The 22703-nt window shown below is 68.1% G+C and carries 23 protein-coding genes; 14 read left to right on the top strand and 9 right to left on the bottom strand.

Translation table 11 applies throughout. The annotated features are described in order from the left end of the window. Positions 1-34: 34 nt before the first annotated feature. The 4 genes from K8P10_RS00335 to K8P10_RS00320 all read left to right on the top strand — a co-directional run bounded on the left by K8P10_RS00335 (position 35) and on the right by K8P10_RS00320 (position 2929). Positions 35-385, top strand: coding sequence for a helix-turn-helix transcriptional regulator (locus K8P10_RS00335; RefSeq protein ID WP_224779819.1), 351 nt, complete (start codon positions 35-37; stop codon positions 383-385). Beyond that, complete coding sequence (locus tag K8P10_RS00330) at positions 382-1260, top strand: SRPBCC domain-containing protein (RefSeq protein ID WP_224779818.1); 879 nt, start codon at positions 382-384, stop codon at positions 1258-1260. The genes K8P10_RS00335 and K8P10_RS00330 overlap by 4 nt, the downstream gene beginning before the upstream one ends. Positions 1261-1302: 42 nt before the next feature. Continuing rightward, positions 1303-2010, top strand: coding sequence for a hypothetical protein (locus K8P10_RS00325; RefSeq protein ID WP_224779817.1), 708 nt, complete (start codon positions 1303-1305; stop codon positions 2008-2010). A gap of 79 nt (positions 2011-2089) precedes the next feature. Continuing rightward, positions 2090-2929 (top strand): PhzF family phenazine biosynthesis protein, encoded by an 840-nt coding sequence (locus K8P10_RS00320; RefSeq protein WP_224779816.1) that lies wholly within the window; start codon positions 2090-2092, stop codon positions 2927-2929. Positions 2930-3007: 78 nt separating this feature from the next. On the opposite strand, the gene K8P10_RS00315 is transcribed toward K8P10_RS00320, so the two are convergent. From K8P10_RS00315 to K8P10_RS00295, 5 genes are all read right to left on the bottom strand, one after another. Next, on the bottom strand, positions 3008-3697 hold the full coding sequence (locus tag K8P10_RS00315; protein ID WP_224779815.1) for a TMEM175 family protein: 690 nt from the start codon (positions 3695-3697) through the stop codon (positions 3008-3010). 65 nt (positions 3698-3762) lie between these two features. Further along, positions 3763-4326, bottom strand: a complete 564-nt coding sequence (locus K8P10_RS00310) for a TetR/AcrR family transcriptional regulator (RefSeq protein WP_224779814.1) — start codon at positions 4324-4326, stop codon at positions 3763-3765. 2 nt (positions 4327-4328) lie between these two features. Continuing rightward, a complete protein-coding gene (locus K8P10_RS00305; protein WP_224779813.1) occupies positions 4329-5513 on the bottom strand; it encodes a GDSL-type esterase/lipase family protein in 1185 nt (394 codons plus the stop codon). 55 nt (positions 5514-5568) lie between these two features. Further along, entirely contained in the window at positions 5569-6291 is a 723-nt protein-coding gene (locus K8P10_RS00300; RefSeq protein WP_224779812.1) for an ABC transporter permease, read from the bottom strand. A gap of 38 nt (positions 6292-6329) precedes the next feature. Beyond that, entirely contained in the window at positions 6330-7214 is an 885-nt protein-coding gene (locus K8P10_RS00295; protein WP_224779811.1) for an ABC transporter ATP-binding protein, read from the bottom strand. A 109-nt stretch (positions 7215-7323) separates the two neighbouring features. Here K8P10_RS00295 and K8P10_RS00290 point away from each other — a divergent pair, with 109 nt between their 5' ends. From K8P10_RS00290 to K8P10_RS00275, 4 genes are all read left to right on the top strand, one after another. After that, on the top strand, positions 7324-8472 hold the full coding sequence (locus tag K8P10_RS00290) for a sensor histidine kinase (protein WP_224779810.1): 1149 nt from the start codon (positions 7324-7326) through the stop codon (positions 8470-8472). Beyond that, complete coding sequence (locus K8P10_RS00285; protein ID WP_224779809.1) at positions 8469-9071, top strand: response regulator transcription factor; 603 nt, start codon at positions 8469-8471, stop codon at positions 9069-9071. Before K8P10_RS00290 ends, K8P10_RS00285 begins: the two co-directional genes overlap by 4 nt. Further along, the gene (locus K8P10_RS00280; RefSeq protein ID WP_224779808.1) at positions 9068-9754 is read left to right on the top strand and encodes a hypothetical protein; all 687 of its coding nucleotides are present in this window, start codon (positions 9068-9070) and stop codon (positions 9752-9754) included. Before K8P10_RS00285 ends, K8P10_RS00280 begins: the two co-directional genes overlap by 4 nt. A 119-nt stretch (positions 9755-9873) precedes the next feature. After that, the gene (locus K8P10_RS00275; protein WP_224779807.1) at positions 9874-10854 is read left to right on the top strand and encodes an aminotransferase class IV; all 981 of its coding nucleotides are present in this window, start codon (positions 9874-9876) and stop codon (positions 10852-10854) included. Here K8P10_RS00275 and K8P10_RS00270 read toward each other — a convergent pair. From K8P10_RS00270 to K8P10_RS00255, 4 genes are all read right to left on the bottom strand, one after another. Beyond that, entirely contained in the window at positions 10822-13794 is a 2973-nt protein-coding gene (locus K8P10_RS00270) for an aminotransferase (protein WP_224779806.1), read from the bottom strand. The two genes, K8P10_RS00275 and K8P10_RS00270, sit on opposite strands and share 33 nt — an antisense overlap. Before the next feature lie 81 nt (positions 13795-13875). After that, a complete protein-coding gene (locus K8P10_RS00265; protein WP_224779805.1) occupies positions 13876-14331 on the bottom strand; it encodes an ASCH domain-containing protein in 456 nt (151 codons plus the stop codon). A 47-nt stretch (positions 14332-14378) separates the two neighbouring features. Next, positions 14379-14543, bottom strand: coding sequence for a hypothetical protein (locus tag K8P10_RS00260; RefSeq protein ID WP_224779804.1), 165 nt, complete (start codon positions 14541-14543; stop codon positions 14379-14381). A gap of 21 nt (positions 14544-14564) precedes the next feature. Continuing rightward, a complete protein-coding gene (locus K8P10_RS00255; protein WP_224779803.1) occupies positions 14565-15581 on the bottom strand; it encodes a proline racemase family protein in 1017 nt (338 codons plus the stop codon). Positions 15582-15741: 160 nt separating this feature from the next. Between K8P10_RS00255 and K8P10_RS00250 the strand changes: the two genes are divergently transcribed. The 6 genes from K8P10_RS00250 to K8P10_RS00225 all read left to right on the top strand — a co-directional run bounded on the left by K8P10_RS00250 (position 15742) and on the right by K8P10_RS00225 (position 22681). Next, the gene (locus K8P10_RS00250; protein WP_224779802.1) at positions 15742-16590 is read left to right on the top strand and encodes a CPBP family intramembrane glutamic endopeptidase; all 849 of its coding nucleotides are present in this window, start codon (positions 15742-15744) and stop codon (positions 16588-16590) included. 184 nt (positions 16591-16774) lie between these two features. Next, positions 16775-18631: an iron ABC transporter permease gene (locus K8P10_RS00245; RefSeq protein WP_224779801.1), complete on the top strand. Its 1857-nt coding sequence runs from the start codon at positions 16775-16777 to the stop codon at positions 18629-18631. Positions 18632-18635: 4 nt separating this feature from the next. Further along, the gene (locus tag K8P10_RS00240) at positions 18636-19730 is read left to right on the top strand and encodes an ABC transporter ATP-binding protein (RefSeq protein WP_224779800.1); all 1095 of its coding nucleotides are present in this window, start codon (positions 18636-18638) and stop codon (positions 19728-19730) included. Continuing rightward, a complete protein-coding gene (locus K8P10_RS00235; protein ID WP_224779799.1) occupies positions 19727-20548 on the top strand; it encodes an inositol monophosphatase family protein in 822 nt (273 codons plus the stop codon). Before K8P10_RS00240 ends, K8P10_RS00235 begins: the two co-directional genes overlap by 4 nt. Positions 20549-20631: 83 nt before the next feature. Next, positions 20632-21804 carry an ABC transporter substrate-binding protein gene (locus K8P10_RS00230; RefSeq protein WP_224779798.1) on the top strand — a complete coding sequence of 391 codons (1173 nt, stop codon included), beginning with the start codon at positions 20632-20634 and terminating at the stop codon, positions 21802-21804. 70 nt (positions 21805-21874) lie between these two features. Then, on the top strand, positions 21875-22681 hold the full coding sequence (locus tag K8P10_RS00225) for a GntR family transcriptional regulator (protein WP_224779797.1): 807 nt from the start codon (positions 21875-21877) through the stop codon (positions 22679-22681). The last annotated feature ends 22 nt before the right edge of the window (positions 22682-22703 follow it).

Genomic DNA, 22703 nt, shown 5'->3' with positions numbered 1-22703 from the left:
AACCCAATAGTTCCCGAACCGATTGGTACCAGATATGACAGCCGATGCGTTGACCCTCACGTTCGCGGCCCTGGCCGACCCGACGCGCCGCTCCATCCTCGCCGCTCTGCGCGAGCACGGCGAAGCGTCGGTGTCAGATCTGGCGCTGCCGTTCGATCTCACTCCACGCGCCATCTCGAAGCACATCTCAGTACTCGAGCACGCGGGCCTCGTCTCCCGCGGCCGCGACGCGCAACGCCGTCCGAGCCGATTGCGCGTGGAACCCCTCCAAGAGCTCGACGACTGGCTCGAGCACTACCGCGCGGTGTGGGAACACCGCTTCACCGCCCTCGAGGCCGACCTCGAAGCCGGCCCCGAAGCCCACGATCCAGAGGACCCATCATGACCACCACCGACAGCCGCACGTTCAGCATTGATGTCACTCGCGAACTGCCCGCCGCACCCGACCGCGTCTACCACCGCTGGACCGACGCCGATGCGCTCGCGCGCTGGTTCGCGCCGCCGACCTACCGGACGGTGCACGCCGAAGCGGATCCTCGAATCGGAGGGGCGTGGCGACTCGACTTCGCTGCAGACTCCGGAGAACACCGCTACACCGAGCAAGGGATCTTCAGAGCGCTCGACCCGAACACACGAGTCGAGCTCACCCTGCAGCAGGTCGACGGGGAGACCACGAACTCCGAGACGCTCGTCACCGTCACGTTCGCAGACATCGGCACAGCGGAGCACCCGCGCACGCTGTTGCGCTTCACCCAATCCGGCTACACCTCACTGGCGCTGCGGAACGCGAACCAGGACGGGTGGCTCGGCTGCTTCGACTCGCTCGACCGCGACCTCGCCGCCGATGCGGGAGCCGCCGAGCTCCGCGCGCTCTTCGCAACCTGGTTCGACGCCTCCACCCGGAAAGACGTCGACGCGCAGATGGAACCGATCGCCGACGATATCGTCTCCTACGAGCACGACACTCCTCAGGAGTATCGCGGCGTCGAGGCGGTCCGCGCCGTCTGCCAAGCGGGCATGGAGTACCAGACGGGAGATTTTCGGTGGGACATCCCCGATCTTCAGATCCGCATCGCCGGAGACGTCGCGGTAACCTGGGGCCTCAACCGAATGCGCAATGTCGCCTCCGACGGCTCCGTCAGGGTGGACTGGTCACGGGGCACGCGCATCTTCGAGCGTCGCGACGGGCGGTGGCAGATGATCCACCAACATGTCTCGTTCCCCGTCGACAGCGAAGGGCGCGCTTCGACTGAACGGTGACGGCACTGGCGCGGGCACACCCCGCCCGCTAGCGTGAACCCTGTGATGGAGGCCGAGTTGCTGCGCTACGCCGGCGGAGCGGTGAGCCTCATCGGGCTCGGTCTCGTCATGGGGTTCAGCCCCACGCTCATCGCCGTCGCCCTCCGCGTTCTCACCCACGCGAAGCGACCGGATCGGCTCATCGCCGGAATGCTGGTGGGTTTGGCGATCGGTTCCACGGCGCTACTGCTGGTGCTCCAGTTCGTCGATCCGCGCACGCTCGAGGCGGCGCTGCGGGACGACGTGGAGGGCGTACTCGTCCGCCGCAGCATCGATCTGGCGTTCGGTGGGCTGTTCGTCCTGGCTGCGGTGATCATGGGCACCCGGCTGCATCGCCCGCGACGCGTACGGCCGCCGCGAGCGACCGGCACGGAGCAGCCGTGGCAGATGATCCTCGTCGGCGCCTCGAACGCGGTCATCGGGGTGAGCGGTCTCGCCACCATGTACCTCACGGCACGACTCATCCGCGGCATCAGCGAGGACGACGCGATCCGGCTCATCGCCTATGCGCTCTTTCTCCTCGCCACGGTGTCGCCGTACGTGCTGCTCGCCTGGGCGTGGCAGCGCCTCCCGCAGCTCGCGCGCCGGATCACCGCCGTCTTCCACCGGCTCGCCGCAATGGATCGGCGGCCCTGGGAGTTCGGGATCGTGCTCACGATCGGGATCATCTTCCTCGGCCTGGGCGTGTGGGGAACGCCCCACCCCGCCTGACGGCACCACCGCAATCGCTACGCGCGGACGCTCCGGGCGTGCCAGGATCGAACTCGACCCAGCCGAAAGGAACCGATCGATGCCCGCACCACACCCCTTCGCCCAGGTCGATGTCTTCTCCCGGGAACCGTATCGCGGCAACCCGGTGGCGGTGATCCTCGACGCCGACGACATCGATGAGGGCGACATGCAGCGCATCGCACGGTGGACGAACCTGTCCGAGACCACTTTCGTCCTCACTCCGACTGACGCGAGCGCCGACTACCGCGTGCGCATCTTCACCCCGGGAGGTGAGCTCCCGTTCGCCGGGCACCCCACGCTCGGGTCCGCTCGGGCGTGGCTCGATCGGGGCGGGAAGCCACGCACGCCGGGCACGGTCGTCCAGGAGTGCGCTGCTGGCCTCATCGAGCTCCGTCACGAGGGCGAGTCGCTTTCGTTCGCCGGCCCTCCGGTGCTTCGCTCGGGCGACCTCGACGAGTCGTACGTCGCGCAGATCGCCGACGCGTTCGGCATCGATCGGGAGCGGATCATCGCGCACCAGTGGGTCGACAACGGCCCCGGATGGGCGGTCGTGCGTCTCGCGAGCTCCGACGAGGTGCTGGCACTCGAGCCCGACTTCTCCCGAATTCCCGACGCGAAGGTCGGCGCCATCGGCGCGACCCCCGACGGGTCCCCTCACGCCTTCGAGATCCGAGCATTCGTGACGGGCGTGGGTGTGCGCGAGGATCCGGTGACGGGCAGCCTCAACGCGTCGACGGCGCAGTGGCTCATCAGTCGGGGCGAGGCTCCCGAGCGGTACACCGTCGCTCAGGGCACCCGCCTCGGCCGCGCGGGCGAGGTCGAGATCACCTCCGGGTCGGGCACCGTGTGGGTCGGCGGTGCGACGACGGTCTGCTTCCGCGGAACTGCTGAGGTCTGATCGGGGTATCGGCCCGACCCGACGCCATCGAGTGAGCGCAATTCGTTCCGATCCGGTCCGCTGGGGAACCAATTGCGTTCACTCGACGGGGGTGGCCTCGGTGGCCTCGGTGGCCTCGGGGCCCGACCCGGGGCGGCGCAGCAGCATGCGGTCGAAGATGCGCTGCAGGAGTCCCGTCAACGACATCAGGAGGAGGGCGAGGTATCCGATTCCCGGAACCAGGAGCGCGACGATGAGCGACACGGCGAAGAGCGTCGCCATGGAGAGGTCCACGCCAATCCCGCGAGTGAGCGCCTCCGGTGTGGCGGAGTGCACGTCGGGGTGCCTTCGCAGGTAGAGGCGGGTGGTGAGCAGCAGGAGCGGTGTCGCGATCATCGTGCCGATGTACAGCGCCTTCGCAACGGGGTCGTCATCCGGCATCTGCCCGGTGATCGCTGTCGCCACGGGAAACCAGACGATGGTGAGCATCCACGCGACGGTGATCCACATGATCGCGGGTGTGATCCGCTCGATGCTCGAGAAGAGTCGATGGTGGTTCATCCAGAAGAGCGCGATGATGACGAAGCTGAGGGCGAAACTGAGCAACTGGTTCGTGTGCGCGCCGAGCCAGACGGCGGCGGTGTCCCCGGCACCCGCGACCTCACCGACGCTTTCCATCAGCGGCAGAATGAGCAGCGTCATCGCGATGGCCACGACGGCGTCGATGAACGCTCGTGTGCGTTCGGCACTGAAACCGACCTGCGATGTTGCGGGCCCTTCTCCGCTCATGCGGTGATCCTACTCCGCGGGCTGGTGGCTTCCGGCGATGCCTCCGACGTCACCGGGTCGCCCGCTCACGGCCACGTCCGCAGCGCCCGGTCGAGCGCGTCGATGGCCGCCTCCCAGGAGTCGATCGTCTGCGGCTCGCGGTGCCGGATCGACCCCGCCGCCTCAAGGCTGATGAAGCCGCTAATCGTGGCCCCGACCAGGCGCGCCGCGTGCACCGCGGCCGCGCCGGAGAGACCGTAGCCCCTGAGCACGGCGAGGGTCAGTCGGGAGACCCGGTCCGCGCTCGCAGAGGCGACGGTCTCGGGGTCGGCGCTGCGCTGGAGGGCTTCCCAGAGCCCCGGGCGCGACGCTGCGAATGTGCGATGCGCGTCGAAATACCCGCTCAGCGCATCGCGACAGGACGCCCCCACCGTCGCGTCGGCGACCAGGGCGCCCAGCTCGTCGAGCGCACGCCGATGGAGCCGGCCGAGGAGTGCCGCCTTGCCGCTCACGTGTCCGTACAGGCTCGCCGGTTGCACCCCGAGCGATCGTGCGACCGCAGAGACGGAGACGGCGTCGTAACCGTCTCGGTCGGCGATTGCCGCAGCCGCCTCTTCGACGATGTCGGGCGTGAGCCCCGCTCGCGCCATCGTCAGGCTCCGGCGACCGCGTCGCCGTGCACGGGCAGGTCGCCGAAGGGCCGCGCCTCCGAACGGACGTGGTCGACGAAGCGCTCACCGATCAGCCGGTGCGCCTCGGTGTCGGGGTGGAGAGCGTCAGGCAGGGGGATCCGGCGCTCATCGTCGGCGCCGTAGAGGTCGGTGCCCTCGAGGTAGTGGAGATGGGGATCGGCGGGCCGGTGCGCCACCACGTCTCTCAGCGCCTGTCGTACCGTCGAGAGGGTCAGCCGGCCGTGGTCGGTGTCGCCCTCGGTTCCCGTTGCGATGAAGCGCACCCGCCCCTCTGCGGCAGCAGCGGGGTCGAACGCTCCCGGCCCAGGCGTGTGCTCATGGATCGCGCAGTGGATCGGCGACATGAGCAGGATCGGCGTGTTCGGGTGCCCCTCCCGGACGGTATCGAGGAACCCGTGGACGGCCGGCACGAGCGTGCGCAGCCGCATCGCGTCGAGATTGACGATGTTGATGCCGAACTTGAGGCTGATGACGTCGGCCGGCGCGTCCCTGATCACGCGGGCGAGGAACGGATCGACGAACGCACTGCCGCCCAACCCGAGGTTCCGCAGGTCGAGCCCGAGGCGCTGCGCAGCTATGGCGGGCCAGATCTCGCTCGGGCCGGTCGCGTTGGATCCCTGGCTGATCGAGCTGCCGTGGTGCACCCAGAGCGGCCCGGCATCGGCGGCCACCGGAACGAGCTCTGCGTCCGCGGCGAGCGCGACCACGTCGAGGCGTTCGTTGTGCGGGAGCCAGATCTCGACCGTCTGCTCCTCGCCGGGAAGCCCGGAGACCTCGGTCGTGTGCGATGCCCCCGCGTGCCGCTGGGTGTCACCGGTCCGCATGTCGACGACGGTGAGGTCGCCCCCGGTGAGCCGATCCCGGAGGAGGAGTGCACCGTTGACGCGCACGTCGATCGCACCGCGGGGCCGCTCGAGCCCCGTGTAGGTGAACCGGTCAGGGTGCGTGACGAGGGTGATCCGCGTCGCTGACGTGCGGAACCTGAGGCGCACTCCCGACGGCTGCCCCTCCATGCCGAGCAGCTGCGGGTCGGGGAACTGATCCCCCACCCATGCCGGAAGGCGGTGCGGACGCAGGCCGTGCTCTGCGGCTTCGAGATGGTCGATGCCGTGGAAGAGTTCGGCGTGGAGCTCGTGCGTGATCATGACCACAATCCTACACCCTGTAGTTTTCTGCCTACTGCTATTAGGTCACCGCGCCTCAGCGCCTCGGCTCCCAGCGGAACATGACCTTGGCGAGCACGACGGCAACCACGATCCACCCCAGCGTGGGCGCGAGCAGGAGGAGACTCTCCCCCAGCTCGGCTCCGCCGTTCCACGCCGTGATCGTCAGCTCGGTGGCTGCGCCTCCGGGAAGCAACCGCTTCAGCAGGGCGAGCTCTTCAGTGCCGGTGAAGCCGATCCAGAACGCGATGGCAGACGCCCCGAGGGTGATGGGGAGGGTCGTCACCTGGGCGTGCTCGGGCGACTGGGTGATCCCCGCAGTCGCGAGCGCGAACCCGAGCATCATCAGCACCAGCGTGAGGCCTGACACGACGAGCAACAATGGCTCGGCCGGTGGTTCGTCGATGACGCCGAGCACGACGAGGACGGCGGTGACCTGGACCACGCCGATGATCGCCGGGGGCAGTACGATCCCGCTCAGCGCCGCGGGATCACTGACGGCGGTCGAGCGCAGTCGTTTCAGGAACAGCGTCTGCCGCCGCGCCGCGAGCGTCGTGACCGCCGTCGAGTAGAGCCCCATGCTGATCAGGATCATCATGAAGGCTCCGGCGAGCAGACCGACTCCGGTTGGCGACTGCGCGAACACTTCGCGCTGGGAGATGAAGAGCAAACTCAGGCCGATCGGAACGATCGTGGCGCTGACGAAGACCATCCGGTTGCGGAAGATCTGCAGGAATTCACTGCGGGCGATGGGAAGCATGGTGGGAGTCCTTCGGGTCGGGGGACGGCGTGGTCGGGTCAGTCGTTCGCGATGGAGCGGAACACGTTGTCGAGACGGGTCGGCCCGGCCTCGAGCTCGACGAGCTCGAGCTCTCGCGCGTCCGCCCAGGCGAGGAGGCGGTGCAGGTCGCCCTGCAACTCGTGGGTCTCGACGAGGACCGTCCCGTCGTCCCGCCTCGCATGCGCCAGTGGAATCTCCGCGGACTCGACGGGTGCCCTGAACGAGATCGTCGCCGGGAGGGTGCGGGTGATCTCGGCGACGGTTCCCTCCATCCGGAACTGGCCGCGGTGCATCAACCCGACCCGGTCGGCGCGCTGCTGCGCCTCCTCCAGGTAGTGCGTGGTGAGCACGATCGTCGCACCGTCCTCCCTGAGGCGGTCAACGCTCTCCCACAGCGCGTCGCGGGACTGGATGTCGAGTCCGGTCGTCGGTTCGTCGAGAAAGAGGAGTTCAGGGGATCCGTAGATCGCAGTCGCGAAGTCGAGTCGTCGCTTCTCGCCTCCGGAGAGTTGCGAGACGCGCGTGCTCGTCTTCTGCGTGAGGCCGACGACATCGAGCACCCGTTCGGGCCTATCCTCGCGCTGCGACAGACTGCCGATCAGGCCGAGCGTCTCACGCACCGTGAGGTCCTCGGCGAACCCGCTCTCCTGCAACATGATGCCCGTGCGCGGGCGCACGGAACGCCGGCGCGTCGGCGGCTCCCCGAACACGCGGACCTCGCCAGACGACGCGGTGCGGTGCCCCTCGATGACCTCGAGCGTCGAACTCTTGCCCGCCCCGTTCGTGCCGAGGAGCGCGTAGAGCTCCCCTCGCCGCACTTCGAAGCTCAGGCCCCTGACCGCTTCGAAACTTCCGTACCGCACGTTCAGGTCGTGCACATCGATCACTGTCTCTGTTGTCATGCCCCTATTCCACGCCGATCCGCGGCCACCCGGCAGGGCGGGAGCGTCACCAGCTCATGTGAGGTTTTGTCACTGTTCGGATGTGCCGCGGTCTGTCAGAGTGGGAGCCATGTCAGCCCCGAGCGCGCAGGCGAGCCGCCGCATGCACCGCGCCACGGTGCTCACTGCGGTGCTCGCGATCGCGCCGCTCACTCTGGTGCTGGTGGCGACCACCGCCGAGTCGTGGTGGGAGGGGGTCGCGATCGGCGCCGGACTCGGCGTCGCCTTCTTCGTGCTCTACGAGTGGCGGCCCGCGAGGCTCACCTGGGTCATGATCGCCGCACTCGCATTCTCGGCGCTCGTCTGGGTCGCGTCCACGCTCTTCGGCTTCAATCCGCTCGGGTTCTTCGGTGTGGCGCTGCTCGGCGGCGTCATGATCCCCCGGCTTCCCCGGCATCACATTTCCGCCGCCATCGGCATCGGGCTCCTCGTCGGCGCGACCGGATCCCTCTACTTCACCCATGAACCGCTCACCTGGAACAACGCTCTGCGGTACGTGCTGCTCCCCACCGGGTTCACGGTGTTCGTGGTCGCGGTGATCCTGATCCTCGAACGGCACCGGGCGATCCTGCACGATCTTGAGGCCGCCCAGCGGGCCGAGGCGGAGCTCGGCATCATGCGGGAACGGGTACGGTTCGCAACGGATCTCCACGACATCCAGGGCCACACCCTCCACGTGGTGAATCTGAAAGTCGCTCTCGCCGACGCGGTGCTCGACGCCGACCCCGAGCGCGCCAGACGCGAGCTCCGCGAGGTCTACGCGGAAGTCGAAGCCACGATCGCTCGCACGTCTGCCCTCGCCCACGGGCAGCACCGGGTGAACCTCGATGCGGAGATCGAGAACGCGAAGAACCTGCTGGAGGCCGCCGGTATCGAGGTGAGGATCAGCCGGACCGCCTCCGAGGATCCACGGAGCGATGAGGCGCTCGGCCAGGTGCTGCGCGAGACCACGACCAACATCCTGCGCCACAGCGACGCCGCCTCCGTCGACATCGACCTCACCGGGCACTCCCTGCGCGTCATCAATGACGGTGCCGCGCACTCAGGCGCGCTGCGACTGAGCGGTCTCGCGATGCTGCACGATCGGGTGGCCGCGGACGGGGGCGCGCTCACCGCCGAGCGCACCGGGGATCGCTTCATCACGACCGTGCAACTGCCGAGGAACGCGAGCGTGAGCCCCGATGCGGACGACGGCATCACCGCGGAGACGCCGACATGATCAGGATCGTGCTCGCCGACGACGAAGCCCTGCTACGGGGCGCGCTCGCGGCCCTCCTCCCGATGAAGGGCGAGATCGAGGTCGTCGCCGAGGCCGCGGACGGAGCTGCCGCGACCGCGGCGACGCTGCTCCACGCACCCGACGTACTCGTCATCGACCTGGAGATGCCCGGCACCGACGGACTCGAGGCAGTACGGCGCGTACTCGCCGAACGACCGGAGCAGGCGGTGCTCATGCTCACGCGTCACGCGAGACCGGGAGTGCTGCGCCAGGCGCTGCAGGCCGGGGTGCGGGGGTTCATCAGCAAGAGCGCGCGACCCGAGCAGATCGCGATGGTCGTCGAGACCCTGCACCGGGGCCGACGCTGGATCGACCCAGAGATCTCTGCGCTCGCGGTCGCCGGGGACTCCCCGCTCACCGACCGCGAACTCGACGTGCTGCAGGGCACGCTCGACGGACTCTCGGTCATCGAGATCGCACAGCGGCTGCACCTCGCCGAAGGCACCGTGCGCAACTACCTCTCCGGGGCGATGCAGAAGACCCAATCGCCGAATCGGCGGGCCGCGGCGCGGTACGCACGGGAGCGGAACTGGCTATGAAGACGGGCACGCTCTTGGCCTCAGCACCCTCCCGAGTGCAGATCGGATCGCTGCTGTGGGTCATCGCATTCGTGCTGAATTTCGGGCTCCAACTCATCGTCGTGCAGGCCTGGCCAGTCCCCTATCTGATCGCCGACCACACAGTGAGCGACCTCGGGTACACCGCCTGCGTCGAGGAGGCCCGTCCGGGCGGCGTACTGGAGACCTGCTCGCCGCTGCACGCCCTGTTCAACATCGGCGGAGTCGCGCAGTACCTCATCGTCGGAGCCGGGGCGATGCTTCTCGCTCGACGGTATCGGTGGTCGCGAGCAACCATCGCAGCGGCACTCGTGATGACGGCAGGCGGGATCGGCGTCTCCGTGGTGCCGGGAAACGTCAGCATCACCGCGCACACCTTGCTCGCGGTTCCGCTCTTTCTCGGTGGACTGGCGCTCCTCCTCTTCGCGGCGCGCCAGTCGCGCGGCGTCTCACCCCTGGTATCCGTCTCAGCTGCGGCAGTGGCAGGAGCGACACTCGCGGGGATGGTGTGGCTCGGATTCTCGCTCGCCGGGCACGGGCCTGTCGGCTGGTCCGAGCGCCTTGCCGCCGAGAGCATCTACGTGTGGTTCGTGATCGCAGGGATAGCCGCCCTCCGCAGTCCGCGAGAAGGCGACGACAGCACCCCTCAGGCGTCCAGGGCGTAACGCCTGGCCCGCGGGGGACACCGGTGGCCGGTGAGTTCCTCTGTGCGATTCTCCGCACTCAACGGGTATATTCTGCCGATGGCGCGCAACACCAGGCGAGCCGCTGAAAGGGGATGGCGATGGCCGGATCGAGTGAGCGGATCTTCCCGACGGTGGTCGCTCGAGGCGACCACGGTCTCCTGGGCTCGGCCGCCCCGAGCCGCGGGGCGGACCCCGGCTTCGAGGTCCTCGGCGGAGCCGCTCAGACGGTCGGGATCCACGACCTCGGTCTACTGCGGGGTGACGGGGTCTTCGAAGCCACCCGGGTGGTCGACGGACGCGCGGTCGCCCTCGCGTATCACCTGCGTCGGCTGAACCACTCGCTCCGCCACCTCGACCTGCCGGGGCTCTCGTCGCTGAATCTCTGGCGCCGAACCGTCGAGGGCTTCCTCGCCCAGTGCGCGGACCCCGCACAGCGCCTCCTGTTCCGGATCGTGATCACGCGAGGGCCCGAGCACCCCGAAGCCGACGGAACGGCGGCACACCCGACGATCCTCTTCATCCTCGAGCAGGCGCCCGATACGGGCGCCGAACTGCCACTCAGGGCCACCCTGCTGTCTCGGGGCGTCCCCGCCGGGTACGGGCGCGACGAACCGTGGCTGCTGGCCGGCGTCAAGACGCTCTCCTACGCGTCGAACATGGCGACCAACCGGTACGTGGCGGCACACGGCTACGACCTCGCGATCTACCGCACCACCGACGATCATGTCCTCGAGGCGCCGAACGCGACGGTCGTCAGCCGCGTCGGCGACACCCTCCGCACCCCGGACCCCGGCATCGGCATCCTCCCCGGCACCACGCTCGAGCTCTTCTTCAGGCACGCGCGCGGCCTCGGCCTGAGCACCGAGTTCGTCGAGCTGTCGACCGCTGACCTGCTCGCCTCAGACAGCGCATACTCGCTCGGGGGCGGACGGATCCGCGGTATCGGCGCGATCGATGCGACAACCCTGACGGTGGACGAGCCACTGCTGGAGAGCTCCAGGCGCTTCCTCGTCAGCCCTGAGGTCTACGAGGAGGACTGGCACGCCTCAGAGGGCTTCCTCGAACCCCTCCCCGAGTGAGCGGCGTTCACGCTTCCCCAACTCGGTGAGCACCGCTTCAAACGCAGCGACGAACACGTCGACGTCGCGCAGCCCGAAGGTCATCGGGGGTTTCACCTTGAGCACGTTCTGGCGCTCAGACGCTGGCTGCACGATGACGCCGAAATCGAGCAGGCGCTCGCAGATCCACGCCGTCTCCTCGACCGCTGGCTCAAGACTCTCACGGTCACGCACGAGCTCGATGCCTCGATAGAGACCGCTGCCGTGGACCGCGCCGATGAGCGGGTGCCGCGCAGCGAGTTCCTCGATGCGCTCGGCGAAGACCGCACCGACCAGGAGCGCGTTCTCCTGGAGCCCCTCGTCGACGATGACGTCGATCACCGTCGCACCGGCGACGGCGCTGGCGGGCGCACCCGCCGCCGAGGAGAAGAACATGCCGTCGCGCCTGAGGGCGTCGACGATATCCCTCCGGGTGATGACGGCGCCGATCGGATAGGCGTTGCCCGCGGCCTTCGCGACCGCGATGATGTCGGGCACGACGCCCTGCATCTCCGACCCCCAGAAGGCAGCGCCGAGTCGGCCGTACCCGACCTGCACCTCATCGGCGATGGCGAGACCGCCGTGCTCGCGCACTGCCGCGTACGCTCCGGCGAGGTACCCCTCAGGTGGGATCACGCCCCCTGCGTTGCCGAGCACGGGTTCGCAGATGAACGCGGCGGGCCCGTGGCCGGCTTCCGCGAGCTGTGCTGCCCGGTCGGCGACCTGCCGCGCGTACGCAGCGCCTGCACCAGCGCCGCGGTGCGGGCCGCGGTAGGCGTTCGGCGCGTCGACGAGGTGCACCCAGTCGGGCCGCGAATCCAGGGCAGAGGGGTTGTCGTAGGCGGACGTGCTCACGGAGTCCGCCGCCATCGTCCAGCCGTGGTACCCCTCGAGCGCTGCGATCACGTCGCGTCGACCCGTGGCCGCCTGAGCCAGACGGATGGCGAGGTCGACGGCCTCCGAACCGCTGTTCACCGGGATCACAGTGTCGAGCGTGGGGTCGGGCGCGTGCGCGAGCAGTCGCTCGGTGAAATCGGCGTACGCCTCGTAGAGGAACCGGGAGTTCGTGTTGAGCAGGTGCAGCTGCCTCCCGACAGCGTCGGCGAGCCGCGGGTGCGCGTGCCCGATCGCCGTGACGTTGTTCACCATGTCGAGGTATGCGCGCCCCTCGGTGTCGATGAGGATCGCGCCCCACCCTCGTTCGATCTGCGGCGGTTCGGCGTAGTACCGTTCGGCGGCACCGCCCATGGCGCGGTCGCGACGGCGGCGCTCTTCGCGGAGCCGCAGGATCGGGTCGGGGCAGGCCGGCACTCCGAGGATCGGCGAGGGATCCGCGGCGCCCGCAACGGCGTACTCGTCACCGGCCGCGCCGAACGCAGGATCGGGTGCGGCCCCCATAGCCCGGCGGAGCATCCGCAGGCGTCCGAGCCCAGGCACTCGCTCGGCGATCCTGCCGATCACGGCGCCTGAGGAGACCGGACGGCCCTGATCCGGAACATCAATCCCTGCGGCGTCGGCTTCGAGACCGTCGAATCGAAGCGTGACTCCCCCGTCGGTGAGCTCGATGATCTCGCCCACCCGGGTCAGGACTCCGCTGAACGGCGCGTGCACCGATACGCCCGGTCGCGACCACAGGTCCACGCACCTCGCTTTCGTCGGCGCCGGTGCGGAAACGTCGGTGGAGACACGGGTGAGGCGGCTCTCACCGAACCGCATGACGGCGACCGGTGCTGCGGCGAGCGCCTCGCGCGCGAGGTCGGTTTCGATGGACGGCGAGGTCCAGCGTCCTCGGTCGAGGTCGGCGCTGCGGATGCCGAGGTCGATGACGCGAGCTGATCGCTGCTCGGTGAGGATCGGCGCGTACTCGAGCCCCCGGCGGTGGGCGCGGCCGGCGGCGAGCCGCAGCTGCGCGACTACGTCGTCGTGCGCGAGACCTGCGGTGCGCGAGAAGACCTGCCACTCGTGCTCGATCCGCTCGCGGGCGTAGTCGTTTGCGGGGTCGATCCGGAGCTGACTCCACCCGCTCACGGCGAGCACCGCCCCGCGGAGCACGACGAGCGGCCAGAGGGCGTCGAGCTCGTCGTCGGTCAGGGCGAACCCCGCCTCTGCCACCTGCTGCGAGAACCCCCGCACCGCCCGGCACGCGATCGTCAGGTCGCCTGTGCGTCCCATGATGTCGGCGACGAGGACCGCGAGTTCGGCGATGCGCCACGACTGCGCGACGTCTCCGAGGTCGATGATCCAGGAGACACCGGAAGAGTCGCGCATGATGTTGTCAGCCGTGAGGTCTCCGTGGATGATCTGGCGCGGCAGATCATCCAGTGCTTCGAGGTGCGCCGCCGCGCGGCGTGCGGCGGCGAGACAGGCGTCGCGGCGATCCCCGGGAAGTTCGTGCAGCAGCTCTGCGACCACCCGCGGTGCCAGGGTGAGCTCCCACTGGATCTCTCGGTCGGCACTCGGGTGATCGAGGTTCCGCAGCGCATCGACGGCCCGCCCGACGAAGCCGCCGAGGTGCTCGGCTGCGGCCCCGTCGACGGCCTCGAGGTCGGCGAGGGTGCTCCCGTCTACGAGCGCGAACGCGCACATCTGCGCCTCGCGTCCGTCTGGCAGGGTGATCGGTACGCTGATGTCGCCATCGCTCGTGCGCAGCAGCGCCGGGGTCGCCAGTCCGGCGTCGCGATAGCGTTCCGCGACCGCCGCCTGCAGTGACACGATCTCCCCGGTGACCACCGGGTGGTGGATCTTGAGGAGCGCCCCCGCGCCCGATTCGGCGGACACGAGATAGTTCCGATCCTGTTGGCTGCCGAGTTCCCGGTACTCGCCGCCGAGACCGAAGTGCTCGGTCGCGTGCCGGCGCACCCGGTCGAGGTCGACCTCGGGTCGCGCGAGGAGCCAGGGTTGCTGCATTTCAGGGTCGGCCACGGAGGCCCCTTTCTGGAATCCACGGGGTTCACCGAGAGGATACCGGGAGCGCTCGTGCGGCGCGCGTGCGGCGCGGTCGGGTCAGTCCGCGTGCTCGGGTGGCCACACCACCGAGAAGCGCTCGAAGACGATTTCGTCTTCCTCCGACCACGATTCACCGCGCGCCGCGCACACCCGTTCCCAGTACCGCCGGTGCTCCCGCCGCCAGCTCTCCAGGGAGCCGTCGTCCTCACCCTCGTCGGCGGCGAAAGCCGTGTCGCCCGAGGCGAACGCGCCGATTCGCAACTCGGTGCTGCGGATCACGATGCGCGGCGCGCCGGAGCCATCGCACGCGATCCAGTGCGACCCGATGCGCGGCACCCGGTCGCCGGCCGCGTGGTACTCGCGGACGAGTTCCGCCGTCGCGCGTTTTCGCCCCGACAGCACCAGCGCGAGAAGTTCGTCGGCGAGTGCCGGGTGATCCCCGAACCGCTCCACGGTGTACTCATCAGCGCCCAGGATCGCCTCCGGGTGGGCGGCCGTGTACGCCTCCCACATCTCGACCGCGGCTTCGCGGTCGACCGGAGCCAGCTTCTGAGGGACGATCAGTGCGCCTCGAACTGAATCGGCGACTCGCCCATCGCGATGGTGGCGACGACCAGGCCGAGCATCGCCACGCTCGTCCCGATGAAGACGATGCCGTAGAACCAGGCGGCGAGGGTGAAGATCTTGGAGAACACGCGGAACCTTTCAGCAGAGGACTCGGTCATTCGAGTCTCCCATGTTCGGAGTCAGCGCAGCACGAACCCCGGCACGAGCTCATCCCGTGGGTCGACAAAGAAAGTGTGCTCGCCCGTCAGGTAGGCGGTTCCCGACACCTCCGGCACGACGGCCTCGCGACCGGCTGCGACCACGCGTTCGACTGCCCTCGCCGTGAACCGCGATCCGACGATCGACTCGTGCATCAGCGGAATTCCGGGCCCAAGTATGCCCTGAGCGGTCAAAGTGGCGACTCGCGCAGAGGTCCCGGAACCGCACGGCGAACGGTCGACCTCGCCGTCGGCGAACACCGTCGCGTTGCGCTGCCGGATCTCACCGGATGCGCCGGGCAACGATTCGAACACGATCGTCCCGTAGACCCCACTCAGCCGGTCATCGAGCGGATGGGCGGCCTGCGGACTCGCGTTCAGGGCCCACTTCACCTCGCGACCGATCGCGATGATGTCGCCGTAATGCTCCGGCGTCACGGTCAGGCCCACCGAGGCCGCGTCGAGCTGCGCGTAGATCGCACCGCCGAACGTCACATCCACCTCGACCTCCCCGCGGGAGGTCGAGACCGGGACGCGTTCGTGCAGCACGTAGCTCGGCACGTTCACGAAGTCCGCACCGAGGACCGACCCGTCCGCGTCGGTGCGGACCCTGGCCGTGACCCGCCCCGAGGGCACGTCGATCACGACGTCGGTGACCCCGGAGGGATCAGCTGCGACCCTGCCGCTCTCGACCGCCCAGACACCGAGGGCGATGGTGCCGTGGCCGCATGCGGTGGAGAATCCATCCTTGTGCCAGAACAGGACCCCGAAGTGCGCCCCCGCATCGTCGGGCTCGACGAGGAAGCCTCCGTACATGTCGGCGTGCCCTCGCGGCTCGAAGCACAGGATCTTCCGGATGCGTTCGATCTCCGGAGACGCCAGAGCGAACATCCGTTTCGCCGGCACGTCGGCTCCGACGAAGTCGACCGGGACATCCGGCACGATCCGGAATGGTTCGCCCGCCGTGTGATAGTCGATCGTGGCAAAGCGTTCGGGCATGCGCGACCCCGTGATCCTCTCGATACCCAGACGCCGTGTGCGCTGGGCGATGCAGTTGCTCAGTGGTATTGCAATAGTACCTTCCGCGTGCTCAGTCGATCTATCCGCACGTCCCTGCGCGGGGTAGCGTGGGCAGGAGGCAACCTTCGGGAGGACATCGATGAACGACACACCTGTGGTGCCCACGGCCCCGCAGGGTGCGTGGCGGCGATTCTGGTCTCGAGGCGGCTGGTGGCGGGCCGTGCTGCTCGCCGCCGCCTACTACGGCATTTACCAGCTGCTCGCGCTGCTGATCAACCGGACCGTCGGGGGCGATACCGGTGCGGGCCTCGGAACGAGCGACCCGCTGGTCGTGCTCATCGGCACGGCGCTCCCCATCGCACTCGGCGCCCTGCTGCTCATCGGGTTCGCCGCCTCTCTCGGCTGGCTTCGCAACCTCTTCGGCCGGCAACCGCGTCGCCGCATGAGGTGGGTTTGGGTCGGGATCGTCGTCGTGCTCGCCATCAACGCGTCCGCACTCATCACCCTCGACTTCGCGGCGGCAGGCGGCGCCCTGGTCGCCGTCTGGCTCCTCACCGGACTCTGCATCGGCCTGGCGGAGGAGCTGCTCACCCGTGGGTTCGTCGTCACCCTGATGCGCAAGGCCGGACACGGTGAGATCGCGGTGGCCCTGGTGTCGTCCGGGGTCTTCGCGGCGCTGCACGCCGGCAACCTCTTCACGACCGATCAGGGACTCGCCACCACTGCGACTCAGGTCGTCTACACCTTCGGGTTCGGGGTCATCATGTACCTGACGCTCCGGGTCACCGGGCGTCTCATCTGGCCGATCCTGATCCACGCCTCGACTGATCCCGCGATCCTGCTCTTCTCTGAGCACCCGACACAGGGCAACCCGCTCGAGCTGCTCCCCGCCCTGAGTACTCCCCTCGTCATCGCGATCGGAGCGCTCATGCTCATCATCTTCATCGTGAGCGAGCGGCGGACGACCCGCTCCCTCCGCGCGGCCTGATCTGACATACATTCCCGAACAGGGATCATTAATCTCAGGTGTTGCCTGGACCTCGCTCCGGCCTGCGTCGAACTCCGTATGCGAATACTGCGGTGTGCGAAGTTGACAGAACCCAAATAGGTCTCTACTCTCATCTAAAGATACCTACTTCGATATGAATCACGAGGCCCGAGACGAGGATGTCTTGACAACGAATATCCTGATGCCGCCCGGTGAGGACGAGCAGCCGGACACCAGATCGAAGCCTCGTCGGAGGTCAGGGATCGGTTCGCGGTTGCGCGCACTCGTCAGCAACCCGACCAACGCCATCGGGCTGCTGGGGCTGCTGCTCTTCACCTACCTGATCGTCATCCCGATCGTGGCGCTCCTCGCTGAGGGCACGCTCGTCGGCGGCCCCGATCAGGCGATCACCCGCCAGCCAGAGGGCTCGCTCACCTCGTACTACCTGTGGCGGGTGTTCCTCTCCCCGCAGGCGGCCACCATCTTCTGGGAGCCGCTCGCGAACACGCTCATCATCGCTGTCGCGAGCATCGTGCTCGCTCTGCTCCTCGGAGTCGGCGTCGCCTGGCTGCTCGTCCGCACCGACATGTGGGGGCGCAAGTGGTTCGCCACCGCGCTCATCGTGCCCTACATGCTGCCCTCCTGGACCTTCGCGCTCGCTTGGCTCACCCTGTTCAAGAACCGCACGGCCGGTGGGCAGCTCGGCTGGCTCGAAGCGCTCGGCGGCTCGGTTCCCGACTGGCTCGCCTACGGTCACGTGCCGATCATCGTGATCTTCGCCATTCACTTCACCCCGTTCGTCATCCTGCTCGTCGGCAACGCGCTGAAACGGTTCGATGCGACGCTCGAGGAGTCCTCCCAGATCCTCGGCGCGAGCCGCCTCCGCACGACCATGACGATCGTGCTGCCGATCCTGCGCCCCGCGCTCATCTCCGCGGTCACGTTGATCCTGGCGAAGGTCATCGGCGAGTTCGGCGTCGCCTACGTGCTCGGCCTGCCGATCAACATGAACGTCCTCGCGACGAGCCTGTACCGGAACATCTACAGCAACCAGACGGGTGCCGCCGCGATGATCGCGGCCGTGATCGTGCTCATCGGCGCCATCTCGCTGTGGGTCGACGTCCACTTCGTACGTGAGGCGAAGCGATTCGTCACGATTTCGGGCAAGAGCGGCAGTGTCGGCGCCGTGACGCGCCTCCGTCGCAGCCGATTCGTCGCGACCGCTGGCTGCGCCCTGCTGTTCCTGTGCAGCGTCGCGATCCCGATCCTGGTGCTGTCCCTCTCGACGCTCATGCGCCGGCCCGGAGACTTCTCGCCTGAGAACTTCACACTGGACTGGTGGATCGGACGCGGTCTCGACACCCTCGGCTTCCCGAACGGCATTCTGCTGAACGCCGATGTCTGGCAGGCAGCCTGGAACAGTCTCTGGATCGTCGGATCGTCCTCGATTCTCGCCGGCGTTGTCGGCCTCCTCGCCGGCTACGTGGTGGTGCGATCGAACTCGAGGTTCATCTCGAACGGGCTCCGCCAGATGCTCTTCCTCCCCTACCTCGTGCCTGGCATCGCCTTCGCCACCGCCTACATGGCGCTGTTCGGCGAGCAGCGTGGCCCGATCCCTGCTCTGTACGGCACGGCAATCCTGCTGGTGATCATCTACTTCACCGAACAGATGCCTTTCGCATCGCGGTCGGGCATCTCATCGATGATGCAGCTCGGCAGCGAGACGGAGGAAGCGGCGCGGGTCGCCGGGGCGAAGTGGTTCACCAGGTTCCGCACCATCGTGCTCCCGATCCAGAAGGGCGCCGTCGCGGTCGCGATGGTCATGGCGTTCATCTCCGGCATCAAGAGCCTGAGCCTCGTCATCATCCTCACAGTTCCCGGCCTCGACGTGCTCACCACGCTCTCGATCCGCCTGCTCGATCTCGGATACGCCCAGGCCGGCAACGGTGTCGTGCTCATCGTCTCGGCACTCGCGTTCGCGGGAACCTACACCGTCCAGAAAGTCATGAAAACCGATCTCTCCCGAGGACTAGGAGCGTAAGCGCATGCCTCAGATCACTCTCACCGACGTCACCAAGAACTACGGCGGCTCGACGAACGCGGTCAACGGCCTCGACCTCACGATCGAGGACGGCGACTTCATGTGCATCCTCGGCCCGTCCGGGTGCGGCAAGACGACGACCATCCGCATGATCGCGGGCCTCGAAAGCGCCACCAACGGATCGATCACGATCGGCGATCAGACCGTCGATCAGCCGGCGACCCGGCGGTTCGTGCAGCCGGAGTCACGTGACCTCGGCATGGTGTTCCAGAACTACGCGCTGTGGCCGCACCTGAGCGTCGCCGACAACATCGACTACGGTCTGAAGCTCAAGAAGCTCGACAAGACCGCCAGACGGCAGCGGATCGAAGAGGTCCTCGACTCGCTGAGCATCGCCCAGTACCGCGACCGGTACCCGGCCCAGCTCTCCGGCGGCCAGCAGCAGCGCGTGGCGCTCGCGCGCATGCTCGCGGTCCGACCGCACACCATGCTGCTGGACGAGCCCCTGTCGAACCTCGACTCGCGTCTGCGGCTCGAGATGCGCGCCGAGCTCAAGCGCATCCACGCGGAGACGAACGCCACGATCGCCTTCGTCACGCACGATCAGTGGGAGGCGATGACGCTCGCGACGCGCGTCGCCGTGATGTTCGAGGGCGAACTGCAGCAGGTCGGCACGCCGCTCGACATCTACGACCGGCCGGCGAACCGATTCGTCGCGAACTTCCTCGGAGTGCCGCCCATCAACTTCTTCGAGTTCGCGCCCGTCACTCCGGACGCCGTGCAGGCGGAAGCGTTCCTGTCTCGCCGCGCGGATCCCGACACCCTCGGATCGCTCGGGATCCGGCCAGAGGCGCTCCGGATCGAGCGCGAGGCGACGCACCGGCCAGACGAGCTCGCGCTGCACGGAACGGTCAAGTCGATCATGCCCACCGGCGGCAGCTGGATCACCGAGGTCACGATCGCGGACCGCGACGTCTACGTCGCATCAACGCTTCCCGGCGACGCCCGCCCGGGAGACGAGGTCTTTCTCAGCGCACCGGTCGGGGCGCTGCACGTATTCGACCGCGAGGGTCGACGAATGGAGGTTGCAGGAGCATGACGGACGCATCGATCGCTCTCGCGGACATCGCGGAGTACGCGGCACGAGAAGCCGGCGCGGTCGCCGCGGAGGGGTTCCGCACCCCGGGCCTCGAGTTCTCCGCGAAGAGCAACCTCCACGACTTCGTCACCGAGTACGACCGCCGCAGCGAGATCCGCGCCCGCGAGGTACTCGCTGAGCGCTCGCCCGGCTCCCGGATCGTCGGCGAGGAGGACGGTGAGACCGGCGAGGGACCGCTCACCTGGTACGTCGACCCGATCGACGGCACCTCGAACTTCGCGAGGGGGATCGCTCTTTGGAGCGTCTGCATCGCCGCCGTGCGCGACGGCGAGGTCGTCGCGGGGATCGTCTACGACCCGATCGCCGACCACATGTTCCGCGCGGACGCGCGAGGGGCGTTCCTGAATGGCAAACCGATCCGCGCCGAGGGCATGACCCAGCCGGAGCGGGCGACGGTGCTCGCAACCTTCCCGCCCGCCGCAATGCTCACTACCTCGCGTACCGAGAAGCTCGAAGCCCACGCGGAACTCCAGGACTCCTACTCCCACGTCCGCGACTTCGGCAGCGCCGCCATCGGGCTCTGCCACGTGGCCGCCGGCTGGGCGGACGCTGCCTTCGGGTTCGGCATCCACGCCTGGGATGTCGCCGCGGGATCCCTGATCCTCCGTCGGGCCGGGGGCGTCTACCGCGGCTACGCCGACGGCGAGGCGCAGCCGCGCGACGCCGACTACCTCCACCGCCACTACTGCGGCACCGTCGCCGACGCCGAGTTCCCTCTGCTCGACTCGATCATGCGCCTTCAAACGCGCGACGGCTGACCTCTCCGATCCTCTCTTCCCCACTCCATTCCCATTCGAAGGACACCACTATGCACACCACTTCAGTTTCGAGGCGCAGGACGATGACGACCTGCGCGCTCGCGGGCCTCGCCGTCGCGGCCCTCTCCCTCACCGCCTGCGCTCCCCCCGGCGCCTCAGGCGGAGGCGAGGCCGTAGAGGACACTAAACCCGCGTACACCCCCGAAGCCGACGAGACTGCGGACGGCTTCGATCTCGACGCACTCATCGCGGCGGCCCAAGAGGAGGAGCCGATCACGATCTACGATCAGACCGGAAAGGTCGTCCAGATCGCTGAGGCGTTCTCCGAGAAGTACGACGTCGAAGCCACCGGTGTGAAGATCGAGACGAACGTCATCGAGAAGGTCCGCACCGAGGGCAAGTCGGGCAACGTCATCGGAGACGTCGTCGCATCGGCAGAGGTGGCCGGTGTCTACTCCCTGATCGAGGACGACGTCCTGACCAACTGGGTGCCAGGCGACATGTACGACCAGCTCCCCGAGTCGGCGCGCTTCCCCTTCCTGAACCTGTACGAGACGTACGTCTGGACCTACAACTCTGACGTCTACCCCGACGGGTGCCCCGTCTCGAACGTCTGGGAGCTCACGGAGGACGAGTGGCAGGGCCAGACGGCGCTCCCCGACCCGGAGAAGTTCGCGACCTACCCGATCGGGTGGAACCAGACGGCTCGTGACCACTCGGCTGAGTACGACGCGGCCTACGAGGAGCAGTACGGCGAAGCTCTCGAGACCGAGGAAGCCGACTCGGTTCACGAGTGGCTGAAGCGCTTCGCCGGCAACTCCCCGCTCGTCGGCAAGGATGCCGAGGCGCCGTCCGACGCCGTGGGCGGTGCGGGCCAGCCGGATCCGGCCATCGCTCTGATCCCCGGGTCGAAGTACCGCAACAACGAGGACAAGGGGTACGCCCAGGCGGTCTGCACCGACCTGATGCCGAACGCCGGCTGGACCGTCCCCCAGTCCATGGCCTACGCCACGAACACGAAGAGCCCGAACCTCGCGAAGCTCTACATCCACTTCGCGACCTCGCAGGAGGGCATGGAGTTCGTGATGCCCGACGGCAAGGCGTCCTTCTCGCCCGAGGTGAAGCCCGCCGAGGATCCCTACGGTCTGCTCGCGCTCGACGAGGAGGGGCAGCTGCAGCCGTACAGCACCGAGTACCTCACCGACGACTTCGCCCAGATCTCCGCGTGGCTGGACTTCTGGCGCAGCAATCGATGAGCGCATGCTGACGCGGACGAGGGGGTCGGGCCTGAGGCACGACCCCCTCGTTCCGGCTACACTCCAGAGTGTGGATGAGCACTCGGAGACCGTTCGCGCCTCCCGGCGAGTCCAGTTTTCCGAGGTCTTCCACCCCATTCCCGTTGGCAACCGCGCGCAGCGCTACGTGCAGGTCATCGAGCAGATCGAGAGCGCGATCAGGCGAGGGCTCCTCGTTCCGGGTGACACCCTGCCGACCGAGAGCCAGTTCTGCGAGGGTTTCGGCGTCGCGCGGTCCACGCTGCGACGCGCGATGGACGACCTCGAAGAGCGGGGCATCGTCGCTCGTACTCAGGGCAGCGGCACCCGTATCGCCCGCGCCCTGGCGATCGAATACCGACCAGAGACGTCGAACACCATCTTCCAGGCGATCGCCCGGAGCCACCGGCAGCCCCGCACCGTTGTCACCGAGTTCGAACCGGTGATCACCGACGACGCCATCGCCGTGATGACCGGGTTCGCGGTCGGCACCCCGCTCCTCCGGATCATCCGCGAACGCTACGCCAACGACACACCCATCGCGGGCCTCGAAACCTATCTCTTGCCCGAGGCGCTCTGCTTCACGCGCGAGGACCTCGAGACGAAGAGCCTCGACGCAATCCTGCACGAGAACGGGTGGACGATGGACCGGGTCGAGTACGACATCCGCGCCCGCGGCCTCGAACCCGCACTCACCGAGTTCATGCAGGTCGACGCCGGAACGCCGGTGCTGCAGGAGTTCCGCCGCGGCTTCCACGGGACCCGCCTGTTCTCGTCGGGCTGCAACACCTACCACCCCACGAACCACCGCCTCCACGGTGTCGTGGATCGGGGCGCGACGACCTCGTTCGCTGAATAGACGAGGGCCGGCGGCCGTATCT

It is taken from the genome of Leucobacter sp. Psy1, from assembly GCF_020096995.1.
Lineage (GTDB): Bacteria > Actinomycetota > Actinomycetes > Actinomycetales > Microbacteriaceae > Leucobacter.
The sequence above is the reverse complement of the archived record's forward strand: the minus strand, read 5'-3'. Positions and strand labels throughout refer to the sequence as shown.